This window comes from Citrobacter sp. Ct235 (genome assembly GCF_030332305.1).
GTDB lineage: Bacteria > Pseudomonadota > Gammaproteobacteria > Enterobacterales > Enterobacteriaceae > Citrobacter_A > Citrobacter_A telavivensis.
In genome coordinates this window covers 33286-55406 of record NZ_JAOWIC010000034.1, presented here as the reverse complement: position 1 = coordinate 55406, position 22121 = coordinate 33286, and the positions used below count along the sequence as shown (strand labels likewise).

Annotated in this window: 13 protein-coding genes and 1 tRNA gene; 4 read left to right on the top strand and 10 right to left on the bottom strand. The window is 53.0% G+C overall.

Annotation, left to right across the window (positions count from 1 at the left end; all coding sequences use genetic code 11):
* Positions 1-57: 57 nt before the first annotated feature.
* Positions 58-342, bottom strand: a complete 285-nt coding sequence (locus OGY35_RS02210) for a YfcZ/YiiS family protein (protein ID WP_046483140.1) — start codon at positions 340-342, stop codon at positions 58-60.
* Positions 343-715: 373 nt separating this feature from the next.
* Here OGY35_RS02210 and fadL point away from each other — a divergent pair, with 373 nt between their 5' ends.
* Positions 716-2056 (top strand): long-chain fatty acid transporter FadL, encoded by a 1341-nt coding sequence (gene fadL, locus OGY35_RS02205; RefSeq protein ID WP_286631306.1) that lies wholly within the window; start codon positions 716-718, stop codon positions 2054-2056.
* A gap of 74 nt (positions 2057-2130) precedes the next feature.
* Here the strand turns inward: fadL and mlaA are convergent, their stop codons facing one another.
* A complete protein-coding gene (gene mlaA / locus OGY35_RS02200) occupies positions 2131-2886 on the bottom strand; it encodes a phospholipid-binding lipoprotein MlaA (RefSeq protein WP_152403284.1) in 756 nt (251 codons plus the stop codon).
* A gap of 291 nt (positions 2887-3177) precedes the next feature.
* Between mlaA and OGY35_RS02195 the strand changes: the two genes are divergently transcribed.
* Together OGY35_RS02195 and OGY35_RS02190 are read left to right on the top strand one after the other, a co-directional pair.
* Positions 3178-4119 carry a formate/nitrite transporter family protein gene (locus OGY35_RS02195; RefSeq protein WP_286631381.1) on the top strand — a complete coding sequence of 314 codons (942 nt, stop codon included), beginning with the start codon at positions 3178-3180 and terminating at the stop codon, positions 4117-4119.
* 76 nt (positions 4120-4195) lie between these two features.
* Positions 4196-4270, top strand: a tRNA-Arg gene (locus OGY35_RS02190).
* Positions 4271-4410: 140 nt separating this feature from the next.
* On the opposite strand, the gene OGY35_RS02185 is transcribed toward OGY35_RS02190, so the two are convergent.
* The 7 genes from OGY35_RS02185 to OGY35_RS02155 all read right to left on the bottom strand — a co-directional run bounded on the left by OGY35_RS02185 (position 4411) and on the right by OGY35_RS02155 (position 13577).
* Complete coding sequence (locus tag OGY35_RS02185) at positions 4411-4842, bottom strand: hypothetical protein (protein WP_286631305.1); 432 nt, start codon at positions 4840-4842, stop codon at positions 4411-4413.
* A gap of 141 nt (positions 4843-4983) precedes the next feature.
* Positions 4984-6090 (bottom strand): DUF8606 domain-containing protein, encoded by a 1107-nt coding sequence (locus tag OGY35_RS02180; protein WP_286631304.1) that lies wholly within the window; start codon positions 6088-6090, stop codon positions 4984-4986.
* A gap of 10 nt (positions 6091-6100) precedes the next feature.
* Positions 6101-7801: a restriction endonuclease subunit S gene (locus OGY35_RS02175; RefSeq protein WP_286631303.1), complete on the bottom strand. Its 1701-nt coding sequence runs from the start codon at positions 7799-7801 to the stop codon at positions 6101-6103.
* On the bottom strand, positions 7801-9273 hold the full coding sequence (locus OGY35_RS02170) for an N-6 DNA methylase (RefSeq protein ID WP_286631302.1): 1473 nt from the start codon (positions 9271-9273) through the stop codon (positions 7801-7803). The genes OGY35_RS02175 and OGY35_RS02170 overlap by 1 nt, the downstream gene beginning before the upstream one ends.
* Positions 9274-9345: 72 nt before the next feature.
* Positions 9346-11787: an EcoAI/FtnUII family type I restriction enzme subunit R gene (hsdR, locus tag OGY35_RS02165; RefSeq protein ID WP_286631301.1), complete on the bottom strand. Its 2442-nt coding sequence runs from the start codon at positions 11785-11787 to the stop codon at positions 9346-9348.
* Positions 11788-12096: 309 nt separating this feature from the next.
* Positions 12097-12609 carry a hypothetical protein gene (locus tag OGY35_RS02160; RefSeq protein ID WP_286631300.1) on the bottom strand — a complete coding sequence of 171 codons (513 nt, stop codon included), beginning with the start codon at positions 12607-12609 and terminating at the stop codon, positions 12097-12099.
* A 320-nt stretch (positions 12610-12929) separates the two neighbouring features.
* The gene (locus tag OGY35_RS02155; protein ID WP_286631299.1) at positions 12930-13577 is read right to left on the bottom strand and encodes an HAD-IA family hydrolase; all 648 of its coding nucleotides are present in this window, start codon (positions 13575-13577) and stop codon (positions 12930-12932) included.
* A gap of 71 nt (positions 13578-13648) precedes the next feature.
* On the opposite strand from OGY35_RS02155, the gene OGY35_RS02150 reads away from it, so the two are divergent.
* Entirely contained in the window at positions 13649-13822 is a 174-nt protein-coding gene (locus OGY35_RS02150; RefSeq protein ID WP_286631298.1) for a hypothetical protein, read from the top strand.
* A 59-nt stretch (positions 13823-13881) separates the two neighbouring features.
* On the opposite strand, the gene OGY35_RS02145 is transcribed toward OGY35_RS02150, so the two are convergent.
* Positions 13882-21810, bottom strand: coding sequence for an autotransporter outer membrane beta-barrel domain-containing protein (locus OGY35_RS02145; RefSeq protein WP_286631297.1), 7929 nt, complete (start codon positions 21808-21810; stop codon positions 13882-13884).
* Between the last annotated feature and the right edge of the window lie 311 nt (positions 21811-22121).

The window sequence follows — 22121 nt, the reverse complement described above, 5'->3', positions numbered from 1 at the left end:
CTGAAATGAAAATGCCCCGGGAAAAATCACCGGGGCATCAAAAACAACGAGGCGGGATTAACGCAGACCCAGCTGGAAGATCAGGGTTTCGGCTTCACAGGCGAAGACAAAATCGATATCCAGACGCACACCGTCAGACTCTTCGGTGAAGGTTGAGGTGATTTTGCACGGTTCAGATTCCACGCTGCGCGCTTTTTCGGTCAGCGCCGCCAGCGTCTCTTCTGCATCTGCGCGGTTAGCGAACACGCGGCTGTATGATGCGGTGCAATCGGAGTTGTCCATGATGGTACCAACATCCATACAGCAGCAAACCGGGGTTTCATCAGCACTGCATTTACTCATTGTAGATTTCCTCTGTATTTTGCACCCAGGGTGCCAGATAAACGATGGGGATATTTTACGCTCCCCACATTCGCCTCTCCAGTTGTTAATTGTGCGAAATGCGATAAGTGACCGAAATCACACTTAAAAATGATCCAGAACAAATTTCACCCAAAAGAATGAGTGCGCAAACCGTCAATTTTGCCAGCTGGATCGCGTTTTTAAGATCACAATTGAAAAAACTTATAAACATACTTGCAACATTTCATCTGGTCAGACCTATACTCACGCCACTGGTCTGATTTCTAAGTCGTACCACAGACCCTACACTTCGCGCTCCTGTTACACCATGTAACATAGTTTGTATAAAAATAAATCAATTGAGGTTATGGTCATGAGCCAGAAAACCCTGTTAACAAAGTCTGCTCTCGCAGTCGCAGTGGCAATTATCTCCACCCAGGCCTGGTCTGCAGGCTTTCAGTTAAACGAATTTTCTTCCTCTGGCCTCGGCCGGGCCTATTCGGGTGAAGGCGCTATCGCAGACGATGCAGGTAACGTCAGCCGTAACCCAGCGCTGATCACGATGTTCGATCGCCCAACGTTTTCTGCAGGTGCGGTCTATATCGATCCGGACGTCAACATCAGCGGACGCTCGCCGTCTGGCCGTAGCCTTGATGCGGATAACATCGCACCAACGGCATGGGTGCCAAACGCGCACTTTGTTGCGCCAATTAACGATCGGTTCGGTTGGGGGGCGTCAATTACCTCTAACTACGGTCTGGCGACAGAGTTTAACGATACCTACGCGGGCGGTTCTGTCGGCGGTACCACCGACCTTGAAACCATGAACCTCAACTTGAGCGGTGCTTATCGCCTGGATGACGCCTGGAGCTTTGGTCTCGGTCTGAACGCCGTTTATGCACGGGCGAAAATCGAACGCTTCGCCGGTGACCTGGGTCAACTGGTCGCCGGTCAGGTAATGCAATCGCCTGCCGGACAAACGCCGCAGGGTCAGCAACTGGCTGCCACCGCAAACGGCATCCCGAGCGATACTAAAATTGCCCACCTGAACGGTAACCAATGGGGCTTCGGCTGGAACGCTGGGATCCTGTATGAACTGGATAAGAACAACCGCTACGCCTTGACCTACCGTTCTGAAGTCAAAATTGATTTTAAAGGCAACTACAGCAGCGATCTGCCGCCAGCGATCAACAACTACAACCTGGGCATCCCGACCGCTACCGGCGGCGCAACCCAGTCGGGTTATCTGACCCTGAACCTGCCAGAAATGTGGGAAGTGTCGGGTTATAACCGCGTGGCGCCGCAGTGGGCTATTCACTACAGCCTGGCCTATACCAGCTGGAGTCAGTTCCAGGAGCTGAAAGCGAAATCCACCAGTGGTCAGACGCTGTTCCAGAAAGATGAAGGCTTTAAAGACGCCTACCGCATCGCACTGGGTACCACTTACTACTACGATGACAACTGGACGTTCCGTACCGGTATCGCCTTCGATGATAGCCCGGTTCCATCTCAAAACCGTTCTATCTCAATTCCGGATCAGGACCGCTTCTGGCTGAGCGCCGGTACCACCTACGCCTTCAATAAAGATGCTTCAGTGGACGTTGGCGTCTCTTACATGCACGGTCAGAGCGTTAAAATTAGCGAAGGTCCATACCAGTTCGAGTCCGAAGGTAAAGCCTGGCTCTTTGGTACCAACTTCAACTACGCATTCTGATTTGTTGCAGATGTAAAAGTTGCAGATGTAAAAAAGGTGAGCTTTTTGCTCACCTTTTTATTTGCCCAATCGACTCACTCGGAATCGATCTCTTTCAGTTCGTCCTGAATCGCCTGCGCGTTCGGGTTTTCCTGCGGCTTGAGCTTCCCGCCATCCGCGATAAAGTCATGACGCTGGAAGTAAGCTTCACGAACCATAATGTAGGGATCGGAGGACTGGCGCAGCAAACCATCGGAATCCAGCAACTGCGCGCGGGTTTCAATCCCTTCAATCGTCCACTTACCGATAGACATCGGCCAGGTCAGCCAGGAAAGAACCGGATAGAACGTATCCGCCATATCACCGCCGTCATCACGAATAGTCCAACTGCCGTAGAACGGTAATTGCACGTAAGGACCGTAACCGACGCCATAGTGGCCGAGGGTACTGCCGAAGCGATGTGGCTCAACGCGCTGCAGTTTCTGGTTAGCCATACCGGCGACGTCAATAAAGCCGCCCATCCCCAGAATCGTGTTGAGGAAGAAACGGGTGAAATGCACCATCCCCTGATAGGGATCACCCTGCAGGAAATAGTTCACCATGACCGCCGGTTCTTCCAGGTTTCCGGTAAAGTTGCTCAGACCATTACGGGCAGGCTGCGGAACATAATCACGCCAGGCGACAGCCACCGGTCGAACGATATACGGATCCAACACATTAAAGTTGAAGTTGTACATGGTGCGGTTGAACCCTTCAAACGGGTCTGAACGCCCCTGCTGTTCTGTGCCAGAACTTGCACACCCCACCAGCAGTGTGGTTCCCAGCGCAAGCGCCGACAGGCGAAGCTTCATAAATGTCTCCCTGTTAATTATGGCTATCGCTGATTGCCATCCATGACGGAACGCTACCGTATCCGCCTGTAAAGGTGTGAGCGATTGTAACAGTACGTCAAACGATGTCTATATCACCGAACTCGTTGATGTGATCATAGCCTGGTCACACCAGAATCGCCGCGCTTCTATTCTAGCGAGATGGCGAAAAACAAACGTTACCATTTTTGCGTTTTCAGAGTATGCCCTGACGGGGTTCAGGCGAAAAACCGCTACGCTTTATTTTGTCTGTGCTCATACCGGGGATGAATGATGGTTGATCATGAAAACGACAAGATAGATACACATAGCGACGAGCTAGCCGTCGAAAGTGAAGAGAAACAGAGCGGGAAGAAGATAGAAGTGGATGAGGACCGCCTCCCCTCGCGGGCGATGGCGATTCACGAGCATATCCGTCAGGACGGGGAGAAAGAGCTGGAGCGGGATGCGATGGCGCTGTTGTGGTCAGCCATTGCCGCCGGGCTTTCGATGGGAGCCTCACTGCTGGCAAAAGGCATCTTCCACGTCGAGCTGGAGGGCGTACCGGGCAGTTTCTTGCTGGAGAATCTCGGCTATACCTTTGGTTTTATCATCGTCATTATGGCTCGTCAGCAGCTATTTACCGAAAACACCGTCACCGCCGTGTTGCCCGTGATGCAAAATCCGACGTTCGGTAACGCGGGCCTGTTAATGCGACTGTGGGGCATCGTGCTGTTGGGGAATGTACTGGGCACTGCGATTGCGGCGTGGGCTTTTGAATACATGCCTATCTTCAACGAAGAGACCCGCGATGCGTTCGTTAAGATAGGCATGGAGGTGATGAAAAACAGCCCCACGGAAATGTTTGCCAACGCCATTATTTCCGGCTGGCTGATTGCCACTATGGTCTGGATGTTCCCGGCAGCGGGCGCAGCGAAGATCGTGGTGATTATCCTGATGACGTGGCTGATTGCGCTGGGCGATACCACTCACATCGTGGTGGGTTCGGTTGAAATTCTCTATCTGGTATTTAACGGTACGCTGCACTGGAGCAACTTCCTCTGGCCATTTGCCTTACCGACGCTTGCTGGAAACATTTGCGGCGGTACCTTTATCTTTGCCCTGATGAGCCACGCGCAGATCCGCAATGATATGAGCAACAAGCGTAAAGAAGAAGCCAGGATAGCGGCGCAAAAAAGAGACAACGCGCAGAAAAAGATGGAAAAACAGTCCTGAATGGCGACGGTTTGAACAGTCAGGCGGCCCCTCACTTACCGAGACAAACAAAAACCGGTATACTCGGTGCCGCTTCGTCCCCTTAGTTAAATGGATATAACGAGCCCCTCCTAAGGGCTAGTTGCAGGTTCGATTCCTGCAGGGGACACCATGACCGACATTAAGAATCCCCCCTGCCCACCCTATTAGCGATTTTATCCATTCAAACGCCAACATCTCTCGACATGCTATTACAGAGTGCTGATGTATTCGTCAGCAAACCTGCGAGCCTGTATAAACCAATATGACGTGTCAAAAACCCATTTTTGCCCACGCATCCTTCCAGGCAGTAATACGCTTTACCGGAATGGCATGATGGGTTGATTTATCATTTAACGCACGATGACCATCATGTTTGCGCAAATAGTCATGGTGAGCATTAAAAATATCATTTTTAACCCAAGAAATCGGAGCAACATAGAAGACGTTCGGTTCTTGACCAAGATCAATAAAAACCCAAAATTCATTATCGTTTTCATTGAATTGGCACGAGGCTGCATAGTTCGTGGACGTCTGCCATGTACCTGCGGTTTTCGCTCGGGTTGTAACTTTGTAATGCCCTCCGTCGGGTGCATCAAACGTGATAAATGCATGATTACCCTCTTTATGATTCTGAATATTTTTAGCCCCAAGACTTACGAGCTTTTGTAATACCTTCGCCTGCCCTGATTCTGCTGTCTTCATGCTACCTCCCTGAAATTTTAGGAAATGGTTGGCCAGCAAGGTTAACCAGATCGGTTCTTCCCGTAAAAGAGGGGAGCAAAACATCCCCCCGAAAGGTCAGTTTCAATACGTTATCGCAACCGGGCATCGCGTCAGTCCTTCTTACACAAGACGCTCTGAATCCCAACGCGGGAAGTAATTTTTCAACTTTTCTACTGTATGACGCCATTTCGGCGTGGTGGGCTTACACACTGTGTTTTGATTGCCGAAGAATCCGACCTCATTCACCGCGTCTTGCTCACTACGGGTTTCCAGCCATTTCACGGGAACAAAAAACTCGGACTTATCGGGGTCATCTGCGTTCCGGTGATAGAGGTCGCTGTACTTAAGCACATCCATCGCCCGCTTTTCGCCGTCGTCAGTGTTGATGGTGAAGCTACTGACAGGCTCAACGGCGCTCTGTACAATCCCTACGCCGACGTAACCTGTTGCCGGAATTTTCACCCAGACGCGGTTGCCCGGCTGAAGCTGTTTTAATGTCTGACTATACCAGCTCCCGCCACCCGCGCTGATAAACCCGTAGCGGCGCGCCTCTTCCCAGACGCGACTGTTTGAATCGCCAAACGAGACATAAAACTCACCGTTCCAGGGTTCTTTCGCACTGGCGCTGGTGGCAGTGGCCTGTGCGGCATTGGTTTGCGTTTCGCTCGGATCGATAAGCCAGGCGCGGCTTAAGAACTGTTCATCACCATGCTGGAATACTTTAAAGAACAGAACGTTAATTGAGATGCCGTTCTTACTCAGATAGTCGACGATGCGTTCGGTGGAAGGATCCAGCTCCGCTGCAACAATAATAATTTGATGTGACTTGTTGATGGAATCGTCTTCCAGCTCGGCGTTGAAGCGTTGTCTAAATGCGTCGCCCAAATTTCCACCACCGGAGAATCTATCGTAAATCTGCGACAGACGCTCGGCACTTAAATCATCCACCCAGGAGGCGTAATCCAGCGCCTGAGCAACCACTTCACGCGGCGTGCGGTCGCGTTTCAGTTCAATCAGGATCAGCGAGGCATCCGGCGCAATCGCCAGCAGATCGATACGCCCTTTATCGAGCGTATTTTCCTGATGGCCGATGATCATCCACTGGTCAGAGAGGATGGTTGGGTCGTTTAAAATCATCTTCTCCAGCAGTTGCTCGCTGGCGAGTTTGCTGATTGTCAGTGGCTGTGGATTCTTCCCCACCCGCCAGATAGCATGATGAACCGGCATCGTCTGTTCCTTAGTTTAATGCTGCGTCGGTAAGCGCATCCGCCAGGTGGAGCTGGGTTTGCTGGGCGAGCTGGAGGCGGGATTTAATTAAATCGCAAGTAACAAGAAGTTGCTTAACTTTATTTATAATACGAACCATTTCTTTTTCAGGCGGCAAAGATATTAATAACATTTCCCATCGACCTCTGTTAATGATAGGCGTTGCAGAACCCGTAGCCTCAGAAATCAATTTTTCGAGAAACGCCCCTGTATTAAAAGAATAAAAAACATAATCGGATCTAACAATAATAGGAGAGATGCAATTAATTTGTTGATTAAATACAACTAATTCTTTGACAATGCCACACTTACCTATTGACCCTCCTATACAGACAGTCAAAATATCGTTTTTATATGCAATAGTGCTTTTCTCTGCGCCATCAACACTTACAAATTTCTCCCCAATAGAAATACAGCCATCTGGTGTAATATCACCCGGACCTAAAAAAGGGATGTTCCCAGAGTAGTAGGAGCTATTACTTGTACTAGGCGTTTTTCCTGTTGAGCATATTCCCAATTCAGCAATGCGACACCATTCCCACCCCTTCGGCAACTCAAAAGGTTTTTCTTTATCACTTACTGGCGGCAACGGCTTTTGTTTTTTGATTTTACCTTCTTTCACCAGTTGCACTTTTTCCTGTTCAATACGTTTAAGCAGCTCAGAAGCCGGTTCGTCGTTAGGATCTTGCGGCACCAGCTTACCCATCACCGCCAGTTGCAGAATGGTTTGCTTAAGTGCATCGATACTCGCTTCCGTGGTAAACAGTGTGTCGAAATGCTGGCTAATTCGCGCCCAGTTTTCGGCGAGTTCTTCAGCATTTTGGCTATCAGTCAGCGTTGCCAAAAGCGTTTCAACCAGTTGCTGATGGGCTTCCAGACTGCTCACGGATTGCTGGGAAAGTTGATCGCACAGAGACATTAATATGTCAACTTTTGAAAGTATTCGCTGCTGTTCTTTTTCAGGGGCTAATCCAAGCAAAATAGTATTCATTTTTGCCTGATTCATTTTCGGCTGAGCGGTACCTGTAATATATTGTTCAAGATTGATCGAATTAATACACAGGCCAACATACTTCAGAAAGCCCTCCGACACTCCGTCTAAAACATGGGCATGGTTATTCACCCAGTATCTTCCATCAGCAATAAAGGCAATCGGTGTCGTTCTGTTTATTAAGTTGGCACCATCTTCACCAATAAGTAGCAGTGGCTTATCAAACAGAAAGTCATCAATTTTATCAATAATTCCTGATGCTCCATAATAGTCGTATTGTCCTTGCCGACTCGAACGTTCCTCAGATGAAAGAGGAACTCTCTCAGCATCACGATTAATAGTTGCATCACCTAAGCGACAAAACTCCCACCCCACCGGCAACTCAAACGGCTTCTCATCCTCACCAATTTCCGGCAGCGGCTTCTGCTTTTTAATTTTCCCCAGCTTCACCAGTTCCGCTTTCTCTGCGGTAATACGCTTTAACAGCTCAGACGCCGGTTCATCATTCGGGTCCTGCGGCACCAGTTTGCCGCGCACCGCCAGTTCCAGAATCAGCTCACGCAGTTTCTTGATACCGTAGAGGTCGATTTTGCCATTGCTACCGCGCCCGGCGGTGGAGCGGGTTTGCAGGGCAGAAGACCAGATATCAATATGGTCGGTGATCAGCTTCTCAAAGGTCATCAGTTCGCCCCCTTGTTGCCTGCCAGCGCGGCACCAAGGATGTCGCGCAGCTGGTTACGCAGCTCGCTGATTTCCGCCTGCTGCGTCTGGAACTGCGCCAGCAGCTCGTCCGGGTCGTGGCTGATGCTTTCACCCTGGTACGGGTTTTTGATGTCGAGATTGAAGTTGCGGGCGATGATGTCATCAATGCTAACTTTCCACGCCTGATTGTTCTCTTCACGGCTGGCAAAGCCATCGGCTTCACTCCCCCACCAGTCGATTTCAGCCTGGAACTCTTCAAACTTCATTGGTTTGGTTTTGCTGTAGTTCTTCACGCCGTCCGGGTATGGATGCTCATAGAACCAGATTTCTTTAGTTGGCTGGCCTTTAGTGAAGAACAGAATATTGGTTTTGATACCGGTGTACGGGTTAAACACGCCGTTCGGCAAACGAACGATAGTGTGCAGGTTGCACTCTTCGGTGAGCAGCTTTTTGATTTTGGTTTTCACGCCTTCGCCAAACAGCGTGCCGTCCGGCAATACCACCGCCGCGCGGCCTTTGTCTGCCAGCACTTCGATAATCAGTTGCAGGAACAGATCGGCGGTTTCACGAGTCTGCATCTCTGCCGGGAAGTTTTTCTCAATGCCGTCTTCTTCGGTGCCGCCAAACGGTGGGTTTGTGATAATCACGTCTAACTGTTCATTCCATGAGGAGAGCGGTTTGTTGAGCGTGTTGTCGTGACGAATTTGCACCGGCACTTCAATGCCGTGCAGCAGCATATTGGTGGTACACAGCAAATGCGGAAGCTGCTTTTTCTCTACACCATAGATCTGCTTTTGCAGCGTTTTATGGTCTTCGGTGGTGTTAACATAATGCTCTTTCACATGGTCGAACGCGCAGGCAAGAAAGCCGCCGGTACCACATGCCGGGTCCATAATCGACTCGCCAAGCTTCGGATCAATACGGTTGACCATAAAACGCGTCACTGCACGCGGGGTATAGAACTCACCGGCGTTACCGGCGCTTTGCAGGTCGCGCAGGATCTGTTCGTAAATATCACCAAACAGATGGCGCTCCTGACTGCTGCTGAAGTCGATTTCATTGAGCTTGTTGATCACCTGGCGCAGCAGCGTACCGTTTTTCATGTAGTTGTAGGCATCGCTGAACGCCTGTTTCACCACAAAGCCACGAGGGTTCTTATCGATCGGTGCCGTGAGGTTTTTCAACGTCGGGAACAGATCGTCATTCACAAAATCCAGCAACGCATCACCGGTGATGCCCTCACTGTTCGCCGCCCAGCTACGCCATAGGTAGCGCTGCGGAATAGGGAACTGATAGTCATCCTGCTCCAGTTCCAGCTCTTCTTCCTGGGTATCAAAAATCTTCAAAAACAGCAGCCATGAAAGCTGCCCCAGACGCTGGGCATCGCCGTCCACACCTGCGTCTTTACGCATAATGTCCTGAAGGGATTTAATGACTGAGCTAATCGACATGTTTTCTTTCCATACTTAAAAAAGGATGCCACCGGTCGCAGACGCGGCCAGTGGCAATATATTTATAGGTTGTCAGGCTGAGCGTGGCGGTAACTGGTAGATTTCGTTTTCCAGTTCATTGACGGCTTGCTCATACGCCTTTTTGTCACCAAAGCGTGTTTTGATGATTTCGATCGGACGTCCCAGCGTATCGAATGGCTTCAGTTTAAGTACCTGAACATCCTCAATTTCCTGCACGCCTTCATCGGCGTATTTATCCAACAACGTGTTAAGCACCTGCTGTGCTGGCTCGGCGTATTTAGTGAAGTAATTGCGCTTACGCACATTGGCCACGCGTTCCTGACGGGTTAACGGCGGCTGACCGTACACCACATGACAGAGCAAATCAAACGGGTCGAGATCTTTACCCACCTCTTCGGCCAGCACGTCCCACAGAATCCCCAGTTGCTCCAGTTCTTCGATGATCACCTGTTTGCGTGGTGCATCCTGCCATTTGCGCACGAAGCTATCCAGTGAGGCGTATTCGCTATCTTTGAGCATCGTTTTACGGGTGTAATCCTGGAAAGATTCAGTCACCAGTTTGCCGTCAGAATCGTAATACTGAACGCGCTTAGCCAGCACTTTTACATCCACGCCATTCACATAGAACTTGCGGACTTTGTTTTCATCGTCGTCATGGAACTCACCGTTTCCCGCTTGCTTATCACGATTGACCTGATAGTCAGCAACGTCTTCCCACGCTTCACTGGCATCATTATCGCCTGCATCTGCGTCATTTTCCGCATCCAGTTGTTCATTGAAGTCTGAATCTTTGTCGGAAATATCACTGGGTTTTACCACCAGCACTTTTTCTGGCAGGCCATCAAAGCGTGGGTCGGCAAACAGCTCGGTCGCTTTTTTGAAATCGAGAATAGTGAACCACAGCTTGCCGTGTTTTTCATTAATGCGCGTGCCGCGCCCAATGATCTGTTTAAACTTGGTCATCGACTGAATGTTTTGATCCAGCACCACCAGCTTACAGGTCTGCGCATCCACGCCGGTGGTCATCAACTCTGACGTTGTCGCAATAACAGGGTAAGCTTTTTTAGGGTTAATAAAGTTATCCAATTGCGCCTTGCCGATATCATCGTCGCCGGTGATTTTCATCACGTATTTTTCATTCTTCAACACCTGCTCAGGATTGAGCACTACCAGCGCATGGCGCATTCGGTCGGCGTGATCGATGTCGTTGCAAAAAACGATGGTTTTATCCATCGGGTTGGTTCGTTTCAGATAATCGGTGATGGTCTGCGCCACCAGCATGGTGCGCTCATCAATGACCAGCGTGCGGTCAAAATCTTTCAGGTTGTAGATCCGGTCTTCAATTTCTTCGCCGTATTTATCCAGTTGACCTTTGACAGGTCGCCAGCCCTGGACATCAACGTCTATATCAACGCGCACGACTTTGTAAGGGGCGAGGAAACCGTCTTCAATACCCTCTTTCAGCGAATAGGTGTAAACCGGCTCACCGAAGTAGTCGATGTTCGAGACATCTTCCGTTTCTTTTGGCGTTGCCGTCAGACCGACCTGAGTGGCGCTGCCGAAATACTCCAAAATCTCTCGCCAGGCTGAATCTTCAGACGCGCTGCCACGGTGGCATTCGTCAATGACAATCAGGTCGAAGAAATCCGGTGCCACCTGTTTATAAGCTTTCTGGTGTTCTTCCGGCCCGGTAATGGCCTGGTACAGCGCCAGATGCACCTCATAGGCGGGATCGATAGTGCGTCCGGTGACTTTGGTCATTGCATTACCGAACGGCTGAAAGTCGTTACGTTTAGTTTGATCGACCAGAATATTGCGGTCGGCGAGGAAGAGGATGCGTTGTTTGTTTTTGGCTTTCCACAGCCGCCAGATAATCTGGAATGCGGTATACGTTTTACCCGTACCGGTTGCCATGACCAGCAGAATGCGATTCTTTCCAGCCGATACGGCATCTACCGTTCGGTTGATCGCCTGCATCTGATAATAACGGGGTGATTTTCCGCTGCCATCGTCGAAATAGTCCTGACTGATAACCGGCAACTGCTCCTGAGTGAACCCTTTCCAGACACAGTATTTTTGCCAGAGCTGTTCAGGTGTTGGGAAGTCGCTGAGGGCAATTTCGGATTCGAGCTGATGCGGATTGGTTTTATCGTGGAAGATGAACCCATCACCGTTCGAGGCAAATACAAAGGGAACATCGAGCAGACTGGCGTAGTCCAGTCCCTGCTGCATCCCTTTACTGATAGCGTGCTTGTTAGCCTTGGCTTCGATAACTGCCAATGGCAAGTTAGGCTTGTGATACAGCACGATATCGGCAGATTTCACTTTAATCCGTGAGGCCAGTTTGCCACGGACGACAATCTTGCCATCTCGCAGTTTCACTTCCTGACGAATCTGCGCCAAATCATCCCAGCCAGCATCCTTAACCGCAGGAAGGATAAATTTGCTGATGATATCCGTTTCAGTCAGGTGCGTTTTGTTCACGCCAGCCATAGCAGAGCACTCCACGATATTGGGTTAGCTCTGATTTTACACAGAATAGCGCCTGACGTAATGACCTGAAATGAGGTTTTGGGTAGCTACTGGTAAGATAAGTTTTTGGCAGAACAAGTTCTGTTGCTTCCCTGCCATAGATTTTTTCATCTTTTGTAATTCCTGAAATTCGCTTCAGAAACGAAATAAATGTTTCCCCGAGCCCGAGAGCAAGCTACATAAAGCTTATTGCGCGACGAAGGTGGAAGTGTCTGTAGATTCGATCTATTTAGAAGACGCCAGTGCGTAGCTCCCATCACAATGCATATGTCACTGAAAGTGATCCAGTCCTTTACTGGCTCCCCAATTTAGAGAGTAACAACCATAACGATAGTGCTCACTATAGAAAAGCTTAATGACGCTATCGTCTGCATGTAAGGTGGCCACACGCTCAGTATCGGTTACGATGTCAATAGATGTTTCACGAAAGTCATGTGCATCGATGCGGATATCCAGTCTCTCAGTAATAAATTCACATATTGTGCTTGAGCAACGCCACGTTCTACTGAGCGTCTCACGATCCACCACCAATCCAGCAGCAGTGAAGCGGGCTTCATATCGGGTAATATCGTCGCGAAGTGTGGAGTTAACATTGCCATCTCTGCTCGTATCATAGGTATACTGATAGAAATCACCGGCAAAAAGGACTGATATTTCTGCCTCGCAAAGAGATAATAAAAAATTAAAATCGTTTCCGACAAAATCCTGCACTTCATCGACTAATGGTTCGTCGTAATATCGTTCAAGACGATTGCATATATCCGGCAATATACCTCTAGCCATTAATAATTGAGCAAGTCGCCGATGATATATGCGGCCGCTATTATCCTGATAATGCAGTCGATTAGTACGTGGGATTCTCTGTGGCGGTTGGGAAAAACTCAGGCCAAACTATAGGGCAGGTTCGTCTACCGGGGTGGGGTCAGTCCAACCCGCGAGCTGCGCGACGGACATCGCTGAACGGTGTGAGAGTTCACCCCTTTTGATTTTGAACTCAACGGGATATTCAGGTTTTTTTACGCACTGCAATGAATGATTTCATGGATAGTGTCCACTCCCCTTTCAGGCGTTTCAGATTCTGTCAGACGGGGCTGGAATGACGCTTACTCCTCAGCCGTGCGTAAAGTTATCCTGAAGCCATTATTGTCGGGGACGATGTTTAGCATGGTCAAGGTTGCGCAGGCAAACGCGTCCTGAGCACCGTTAGCATCGGGGACGACGGCAATCACGCGCGCACCGCTTGCATTCCCGGCCCGTATTCCGGCCACCGCATCCTCAAAAACAAGACAGTGACGGGCGTGATAACCAAGAATCGATGCTGCTTTCAGATAGCCTTCAGGCGAGGGTTTTCCTTCTGCGACATCCTCTGCGCAGACCATCACGGCCGGAAGCGGTAATCCGGCTGCCCGCATCCTGTTAATAGCCAACTCTCTGCTTGCGGAGGTAACGAGTGCCCAGCGTTCCTGCGGCAGGTGCTTCAACAAATCGGCCGCCCCGGCCATGGCGACAATCCCGTCAAGGATCACCAGTTCACGTGCATCCAGCTCCTCTGCTGCCGTCACGGCCTCTTCGCCAGCGCCTAAAAAATGAATAACCGTATCAATCGTTTGTCGTCCATGAGCAAAGGCGATAACCTCTTCTGCATCCAGATCAAAGCGGGCACTGAACCTACGCCATTCATTTTCTACCACCTCCGTTGAGTCTACCAGGGTGCCGTCCATATCAAACAGAAACGCTTGAGCATGTAACATGTCCTTCTCCTTTCTAAGCTGTATTTCCGTCGCATCGCGTTGCCACCTTCATGGACGATCCGGATACTGGTATGGAACGCTTCTGGTTCGATCCGGGTCAGCGACAGCTCGAATCAACACGCAGGAACGACGAAACGGATATCTACATTGTCATTCTTATAGTGGTTTTTCTGATGTTCAATATTAAACGCCATCATGCCGCAAGCGACTTGCGACAGACGTTGTCATTGGGCAAGAATAAGTAAAAACAGGAGCCGGTTTCCCGACTCCTGTTTTACTTCAGCTACATTTCCCTGGCTGTCAGTTACCAGCTGTATTTCACCCCCAGCATGCCCTGGGTGTCGCTGTAGCCTTTATCCCCCATCTGTACGCCCACGTTGCCCCAGACGCTCAGACGGTCATTCAGTTTACCTTCCACCCCGGTGCGGATTTCGCCCAGGTTGCGTGCACCGTCACGACTGACTTTCGTGCCGTCCATCTTCACGCCAAAGGTTTCAGTGTTGTGGATCCAGTTCACTTCCACGAACGGCTGGAACTCACGCTGTTTACCGTCATCCATTTTGTGGTGACTGTTCAGGTACGTTCTCACGCCCAGACGCGTCTGAATGTTGCCGTCACCCTGCGTTTCGATTCGGGTGCCGTCGTCGCGGGTGTGTGCGCTGTCCTTCACGCCCATCCAGGTGACCTGCGCCTGTGGCTGTACATACCAGGTGTTCAGCGTGCCCTGGCTGCCGGCAAACTCCCCGGCCTTCAGGGTGTAACCCGCTTCCAGCGAGGCGGTCAGCCCTTTCGAGTTGTAGCTGTCGCTGTCGCGGTTGTCCGCCTCCACGCTGCTGTCGAACCAGTTGTACAGCATCCAGCTGTCAACATATGCCCCGGTTTTGTCCGCCTCGTTCTGGTACCAGGTGCCGTACAGACCGGCGCTGTAGCCGCTGATGCGCCCGTCTGAACCGTAACCGGCACGGTCGCTGCGGGTATTGCTGTGCGCATTCGCATAGCCGCCCATCACGCCCAGATGCCAGCGGTCGGCGCCGTCGGTACTCCACTGCGCGATGTCGCCGCCCAGTTGCAGCACATAACGGTTGCTCTGTGTTTTCAGCTGGCCGTCACCGGCAGAAGACCGCTCATGCCCGCCGACGTGGCGCATCCACATGCTGGAGGCCAGTCCATCCTCTTTCAGCGCGTCGGTGTACTGTGGTTCACCGAGACGGTCGTGCAGACGGGTGTTGAACAGCGTGTTGGCGGCCGCAATATTGCCGATATAGCTGCCCGCTTCCGGACGCAGCGCATCCGGTGCTGTCGGGTCAACCACCGGTGAGGTCCCTGGCTTATCCGGCGTGGCCGGGGAGACCGGGTCTGTCGGGGTGGTGCTGTTTTTCCATTTACTGGTCAGGTACCAGTTTTTCGCCGCGCTGCCGGTGCCTTTCGCCAGCGCATAGACATAAGCGCCGGCCTCCACGGTGCCGGTGGTCAGGGCGAAGTTGCCGGCAGAGCTGCCGTTCACCTGAATCACCTCAATACCGTTCACCGTCTGCGCCCCGGTGCCGCCGGTGTTGGTGACACTGACCCGGGTGTTACCCGCCGTGTTGCCGTTCACCGTCAGTTTGTCGGTCGGAGAGCTGTCGCCACCCAGTTCGGTGTTGAACGCCAGCAGGCCGTTGCTGCCGGCGTAGTTGCCGTTGACGGTCAGGGTGTTGCCCGGCTGACCGTCCGCACGGGTCAGCAGAACGGAACCGCGGTTGTTCAGGTTGCCGCCGACCAGGAAGTCCGTCATCTGCATCGTCCCGCCCTGCATGACATCCACATTCCCGGCAGAGCTGCCGTAACCGGTGAAGGTGGCGCCGTTGTGCACATTCACCTGTTGGCTCGCCATTTCCAACGCAGAGTCAGCGTCACTGCCGAGCGTCAGTTCGCCGGCGGTGATGTCGGTAGTACCGGTATACGCAGCAGAGTCCGTTGTCAGGGTCAGGGTACCTGCGCCCTGTTTGTCCAGGCCGCCGCTACCGCTGATGCTGTTCACCAGCGTCCAGTCACTGGCGGTGTCGACGGTCAGCAGACCGTTATCGTTCACTGTCGCCGTACCGAGATGGTTCTGTTCACTGACGGTCAGGTTGCTGCCGCTGTCGATGTTAAACAGACCACTGAAGCTGCTGTTGTCACCGGAGAGGGCGGCGTCCGTGGTGTTTATAGCGTCCACATTACCGGTACCGCTGATGTTGTTTGCCAGCATCCCGGTGACATTGTTCAGCGTCAGGGTGCCTTCGTCAGTGATATCACCGCTACCTGCGCCCTGTGCATCACTGAGGACCACTTCCGCACCGCTGCTGATGTTAGTGGTCACACTCAGACTGCTGTTGGCACCGTCAATGGTCAGCACGCCGCCTTCAACGTTCAGTTTCCCACCGCCGTTCAGGATGCCGTTACTGTCCCCGCCCCCCGTCAGCGTCAGCGTACCAGCGTTGAAGTCAAGCTGTGAGCCGCCCTCACCAGCCAGGATGCCAGCAGTCTGCTGTGTGCCGTTGAGGTCAGCTTTCGCTCCGCTGTTAATCGCCAGTCTGGCGGTATCCCCCAGCGCGCCGTCGACGTCGGTACGCAGAGTCCCGCTCAGGACCGTGGTATCACCGGTGTAATCGTTGCTGCTGTTGGACAGGGACAGTACGTCACTGCCTGTGGTACTGACCGCCAGGCTGCCGCTGCCGGTGATGCGGGCGGACTGGTCCGCCGCCGCACCGGTGGCACCCGGTGTGCCGTCGAGCGTCAGGGTCTGGTTTGCCAGCAGCTCCAGTTCTGTCAGGCCGTAGTTGACATACAAACCGTCCTGGCTGCCGGACGTCCCTGCGGTGGTCAGGCGGTAATCGTAAGTGCCTTTCGCCACGGTGTTACCACCCTGAGCGATATCCACCTGCGTGTCGTCCGTGATGACATTGCCGCTCTGGTCCTGCAGCACCAGGTTGCCACCGGCACCGTTAACCAGTGCGGCGCCAACCAGCTCCAGGCCAATGTTGGCATCGTCCTGAGTCATCAGTGAGGCGGTAGTGCTGGTTTCATGGCCCGGGACATAGGGCGCCGGAACGTTAATTTGTACCGTACCGTTACCGGATGCATCCAGTCTGTTGACCGTCATATGGCTGGTCGCCACTTTCTGTGCTGGCGCGGTGGCGTTAAACGCCACTTTACCGCTGGCGAAAGCCAGACCGCCGATAACCTGTTCCCCGTCCGCCACGGTGGTGACGCTGCCGGTATCGGCCTTCAGGGTGGCATTCGTCAGGGCGGTGGTGTTCACCCCGCCCAGCGCCAGGGTCGCATTGCTCAGGTCCACGGTTCCGGCAAACGCGCTGCCGGTAGTGGTGGCGAAGTTAAACGCCTGTCCGGCGTTCTCTACCGCCACGGTACCAGTGCCGGTCAGGGCATTGGTCAGCGTCCGGTCGACCGTGCTGTTCACCGCAAGAACCGAGGCGGCATCAATATTGAACCCGGCACCGCCGGCCGGTTTACCGCCGAGGGCATAGTTGTTATCCAGACTGAACAACGAGCCGTTACGCAGATTCACCTGGTTGTAGTTGTTGATTTGTGCGCCGGTGCCGTCCACATGGAAGCCCGCCGTCACGCCGTCAAACACCGCCGTGGCCGTACCGCTGCCGCCGTTGAGCGCCGTAAAGGTGTTGCCGTTACCCAGAACGGTGACCGTATCGCTACCCGCCGAACCACTGACGGTGCGTACGTCAGCGGCATTTTTCAGCAGGACGGTATTGGTGCCGCTGCCGTTCAGGGCGATGTTGCCGCCAACGGTTCCGCTGTCTACCGTGACCGCGTTATTGCCACTGGTGGTGGTGATATTGTTACTGACCGTACCGCTGTTGTTCACCGTACCGCTGGCACCGTTCATCACCACATCGCCGTTGATGGTCCCGGCGTTAGTCACTGTGGCATTCGCCGCGTTCATCGCCAGCGCCGGGTTACCGGACGCTGACGCGGTGATAACCCCGGTAGCCGTGTTGGTAAAGGCGGTGGCATTCGCCGTATCCACCGTCGCCGTCGTGGTGCTGGCTGAGGTCAGCGTACCGCGGTTAGTGGCGGAGGTGACGCCGTTACCGAGTTTCAGCGCCGCGCCGCCCGCGGCGTTGCTGACGTTCACGCTCACTGCGGTGTCAGTGGTGCCGGTGGTGTTCGCATAAATCCCCGTACCGCCGGTGCCGCTGACATTAATGGTCAGGCCGGACGAGCCGGAGAGGTCCAGGTTGCCGCTGGTCGCACTGCCATCGGCGTTTGCAAAGGCAATCCCGGTACCCGCGCCGCCCACATTAATAGTGCCGCTGTTGGTGTCGTCGATGGTCACCGAGGTACGGACCCCGGCACCATTCGCCACATCAATGGTGGTGCCCGTCAGTTGCAGGTCGGTCAGATTACCGGCGTTTTCGATGCCGTTACCAGACGCGCCCGCCGCACTGACAATGATATGGGCATTCGTCACGTCGAGTCCGCTGGCGCCGCTGCTGACCAGCACACCGTCTGCCGTGCCGCGGGCTTCAACGGTGCCCACGCCGCTGCCGACGAGGTTCAGGCTGCCGGCCGCCAGTTCGATGGCGGCATTCCCGTTGGTCGCCAGCACCGTGCCGCTGTTGGTGACGGTAGAGGCCTGTCCCTGGTCACCGGCCCCGATATACAGGGCAGTCCCGTTCGCTTCGATGCTGCCGGTGTTGTTAACTTTCCCGCCCATTACCTTAATGGCGGTGGAATTCGTGCCGGTCAGCAGGACATTACCGCTGTTGGTCAGTGTCCCGCTGTTTTGCGCCGTAAAGGCGGTGGCACCGGAAACCGTGGAGCTGATGGTTGCGGCGTTAATCAGTTCCGCGCCGGTATTTTGCTGCAAGAGCGCGCCGTCAGACGCATAGGTGTTACCGTCAACCAGCCCGGCGGTGGCACCGCTACCGGTCAGCGCCAGCGTCGCACCGCTCTCGATGGTGGCGGTCGCACTCCCCGAAGAGATCACCCCGGTGGCGCCGTTACCACTGATATCCAATTGACTGCCGCTGCCGATAACCGCCGTCGTATTTTCACCGGTGGCGTACAGCGCAGTTGCATCCTTCCCGCTGGCCGCCACCTGAATGTCGCCGTCCATCGCCGCCCCATCTTCCAGACGGAACAGAGTGGAACGCTCACCGGAGGCGTCCAGCACCGTCCCGGTCGGGACACTGGTGTTGATGGTGGAGCCCGCGCCGGAGATGGCAAACAGGATCTGGTCCGTCGCGGAGGAAGAAAACGCAGGCGTCGCAGTACCGGAGAGGTTCACGGTCGCGCCGTCAGAGGCGCGCACGCCGGTGGCACCGTTGCCGTTCAGGGTCACCGTTCCGGCGGTCATGTTGACCGTGGTACTGGCACCGCTGGCAACGATCCCGGTGGTGCGGTTGGCGGTATTGCCACCGTTCAGCACCAGGTTACCCGAGGTGTTGACCACCGTGGTGTGAGTACCGGTTGCATCCTGTGCCACAATCCCGGTACCGCCAGCACCGACGGTGATACTGCCGGTGTTATTGCCGCGGGCACCTGCTTCAACCAGCAGGCCGGTGGTGTTGCTTCCGGTAAAGACGATGTTCCCGGCGTTGCTGACTTCCGCCCCGTTGCGGGCAATGAAGCCAGTGACGGCATCCAGCGCGGAATTCAGCGCCGCCTCAGTGACCAGCAGGGTGCCGGACCCAAAACCTGCCGCGCCCGCGGCCAGTGCTGCGTTCGACAGCACGCCCGCAATCGGGCTGCCCAGTGCATTACCGTTGATGTCATAGCCCTGACCGTCGGCAATCCCCGCGACTGCGCCGGTGGCGGTCATGTTGATGGTGGCGTTAGACGAGATTTTACCCTGCGCACCGCCCTGGATAACCACGCCGGTGGCGTCCTGGCCGGAGAGATTAAGGGTCATACCACCGGAGTTAAAGGCGGAGACATTGCCGCTGGTAGCGTCTTTACCGTTGGCGACCACGGCGGTTGACCCCTGACCAGACGCTGTGAGGACGGACGCCGCACCGGCGCCGCCGGTAAAGTCAGCCCCGTCATCGACGCGGAACAGCACGGAGTCTTCGGTGCTGACATTCTGCGCGCCGGTGCCGTTGTTGGTGATGGAAGCCGTCTGCCCGTAGACGTAGTAGCCAATCTGGTTGCTGCCGTCAGTAAAGTTCACTTCACCGGTACCGGAGATGGTGACATTGCCGCCATAGCGGGCGTGAACGCCTATCGCCCCGTCTCCGTCCAGATTGATCTGACCGGAAATATCGACCTGCGAGCCCGTGCCTTCAGACCAGACACCGTAGTTACGCAGTCCGGTTGACAGCTCTGCGCCGCCGGTAATATTGATGTCGCCGGATAATGACGCTTTGCCGCCGGAAACCGCTTTGATCCCGGTGTTATTCACGCCATTAAGGTTGATGACACCGGAGCTGCCGACAGTCCCCGCCGTCTGGCTGAACGAATAAATCCCGATACTTTCAGAGGGAACAAATGTGCCGTCGTCCCCGTTGCTGTTGACATTGATAGTACCGCTGTTTACCAGGGACGCAGTGCCATCAAGGGCATGCAGACCATAGACACCGTTGGCCATCGAACTCAGCGTAATGGTCCCCTGGTTATCACCGCGGCCACCGGTTTCCGTGTGAATCGCGGCACTTTCGGTATTCAGATAGGCTTCGTCACTGCCATCCTGGGTGTAGCCTAAATTGATATGACCCGTCGGCGTGTTAACGAAAGTAGACGCGTTATACACCTTGGCAATCCAGACGCTGCCTGTCTGAAACTTATCGACAGCGTTGCTCCAGTAACCGGTATTAATGGTCCCGGCATTTTCAGCAGTGGTTCCGATATGTGTCTGAACCCCTTCAACAATCCCATTCTGGTTTTTATTGGTGTAATTGTAACGGGGCGAAATGGTGTAGGTCCCCTGGGCGCTATTTATAAAACGACTGTTGTTGCCATCAACGAGAATTGCGATATTTTGATAAGCGCTATCCGGGATATTCCCCCCAAGACTCAGGAACCCATTATTGATAAAGGATGAGCCACTGTTAATGTGGGCGATCCTGTTAGTGGTCATTGCCGTACCGTTATTAATAAACGTGGCATTATTATTCAATTTGACAAGCAGAAATGATGCGCTGCTGCTTGCTCTCAAATCAATTGAACCACCCGGAGCAATGTTGATAGTGGCATTTTGCCCATTTGCCTGAAGAACAGCGACATCACGCTCACCATAAACAGAAACGTCAAACCCATCCGGGGAGTGAGAGACCTGATAAGTCTGCGAGGTTGAGGTATACGCTTTTTTCAGTTCAGACTGATAGCTGGTGTAAGCTAAATCGCCGGAAGACAATTTACTGATAAGCCAGTTATTCCAGGTTTTAAAATCGGCCAGGGAACTGACGGTATGCGATGAACCGTCAAACGCGGTAAAGTTCCCCACATAACTGTCAGTCTTAATGCTCCGGTTAATGGGTGAACCCAGCGTATCCAGGTCACTCGGAATATTTGCATAAATGAGTTGTTGTGACGTCCAGTTAGCCGTGGCGTCATTTGCCGTGGTGCCATCCACATAAACCAGGGCGCTTTCTCTTAATTCCCCAAGGTTATACTGGCTTTTATTCAGCGATATATTAGCAACACCATTGGTTACCGTTGCCAGTCGGGTATCAATATAAGGTTCAGCATCCGCTAAGACAAAGGATTCAGCAGGGTTGAAATAGTAGGCATCAAGCTCGGTAAACGCGCCAGAGCTATAGACCATAACCGTTTTGTTACTCGAGGTGATCGGATCAAATACGGTTACCGCCGTGGTCAGGCCAGGGAAAATAATCGTGTTCCCGGCCGCAGGCAAAGACGTCACAGCACTCCCGCCTTGCATTACGGTGTAGCCTGCGTCAATGACTTGCTGGAGATGAGTATAATACTTATAGGTCATATCTCCTGCCCGCCATGTGTCCAGCCCCGACACCGACCAGGTATTGCCGTCAGTAATGACCGCAGCGCCGGTCTCATTGCTGTTTGTTGCCGCGCTCCAGGTGGCATCAAGCTGGCAATTCAGAGTGGCAAGATCGCAGGTGGCGGCATACGCCCCGGCGGTCATTACCGCCATCAGGCCGGTCGCCTTCACCGCATTGCTGACGGCTCTTTTGATTCTGGCGCGACCAAATTCCGAAGTGACAACCCATTGCATCAGGGTGCTGTTCCAGATAACGCGATAGATTTTGTTCATATTGCACACTCGTTAAATATTTAAATTCACCTGTCTGGTTCATTGTTTTCATTAAAATAAAAATAATGTGGCAGGTTTATTTTATTGAAATTCAGGCAACACCCATCCCTTCAGAAAGAAATATCTGAAAAGCTTCTTTAACAGAATGTTAATTCCTGTTAAATTAAGTGTTTCATTTTATCCCTCCATGTATTTCCACCATGGAGGGATTGTTGTGTAGATGTTATTTCTCTGAAAACAACACAAGGGAAATAATGATATCGGGAAGTTATTCCGGCTTACGCAAAAATACACTTACCCTGGTAATATTT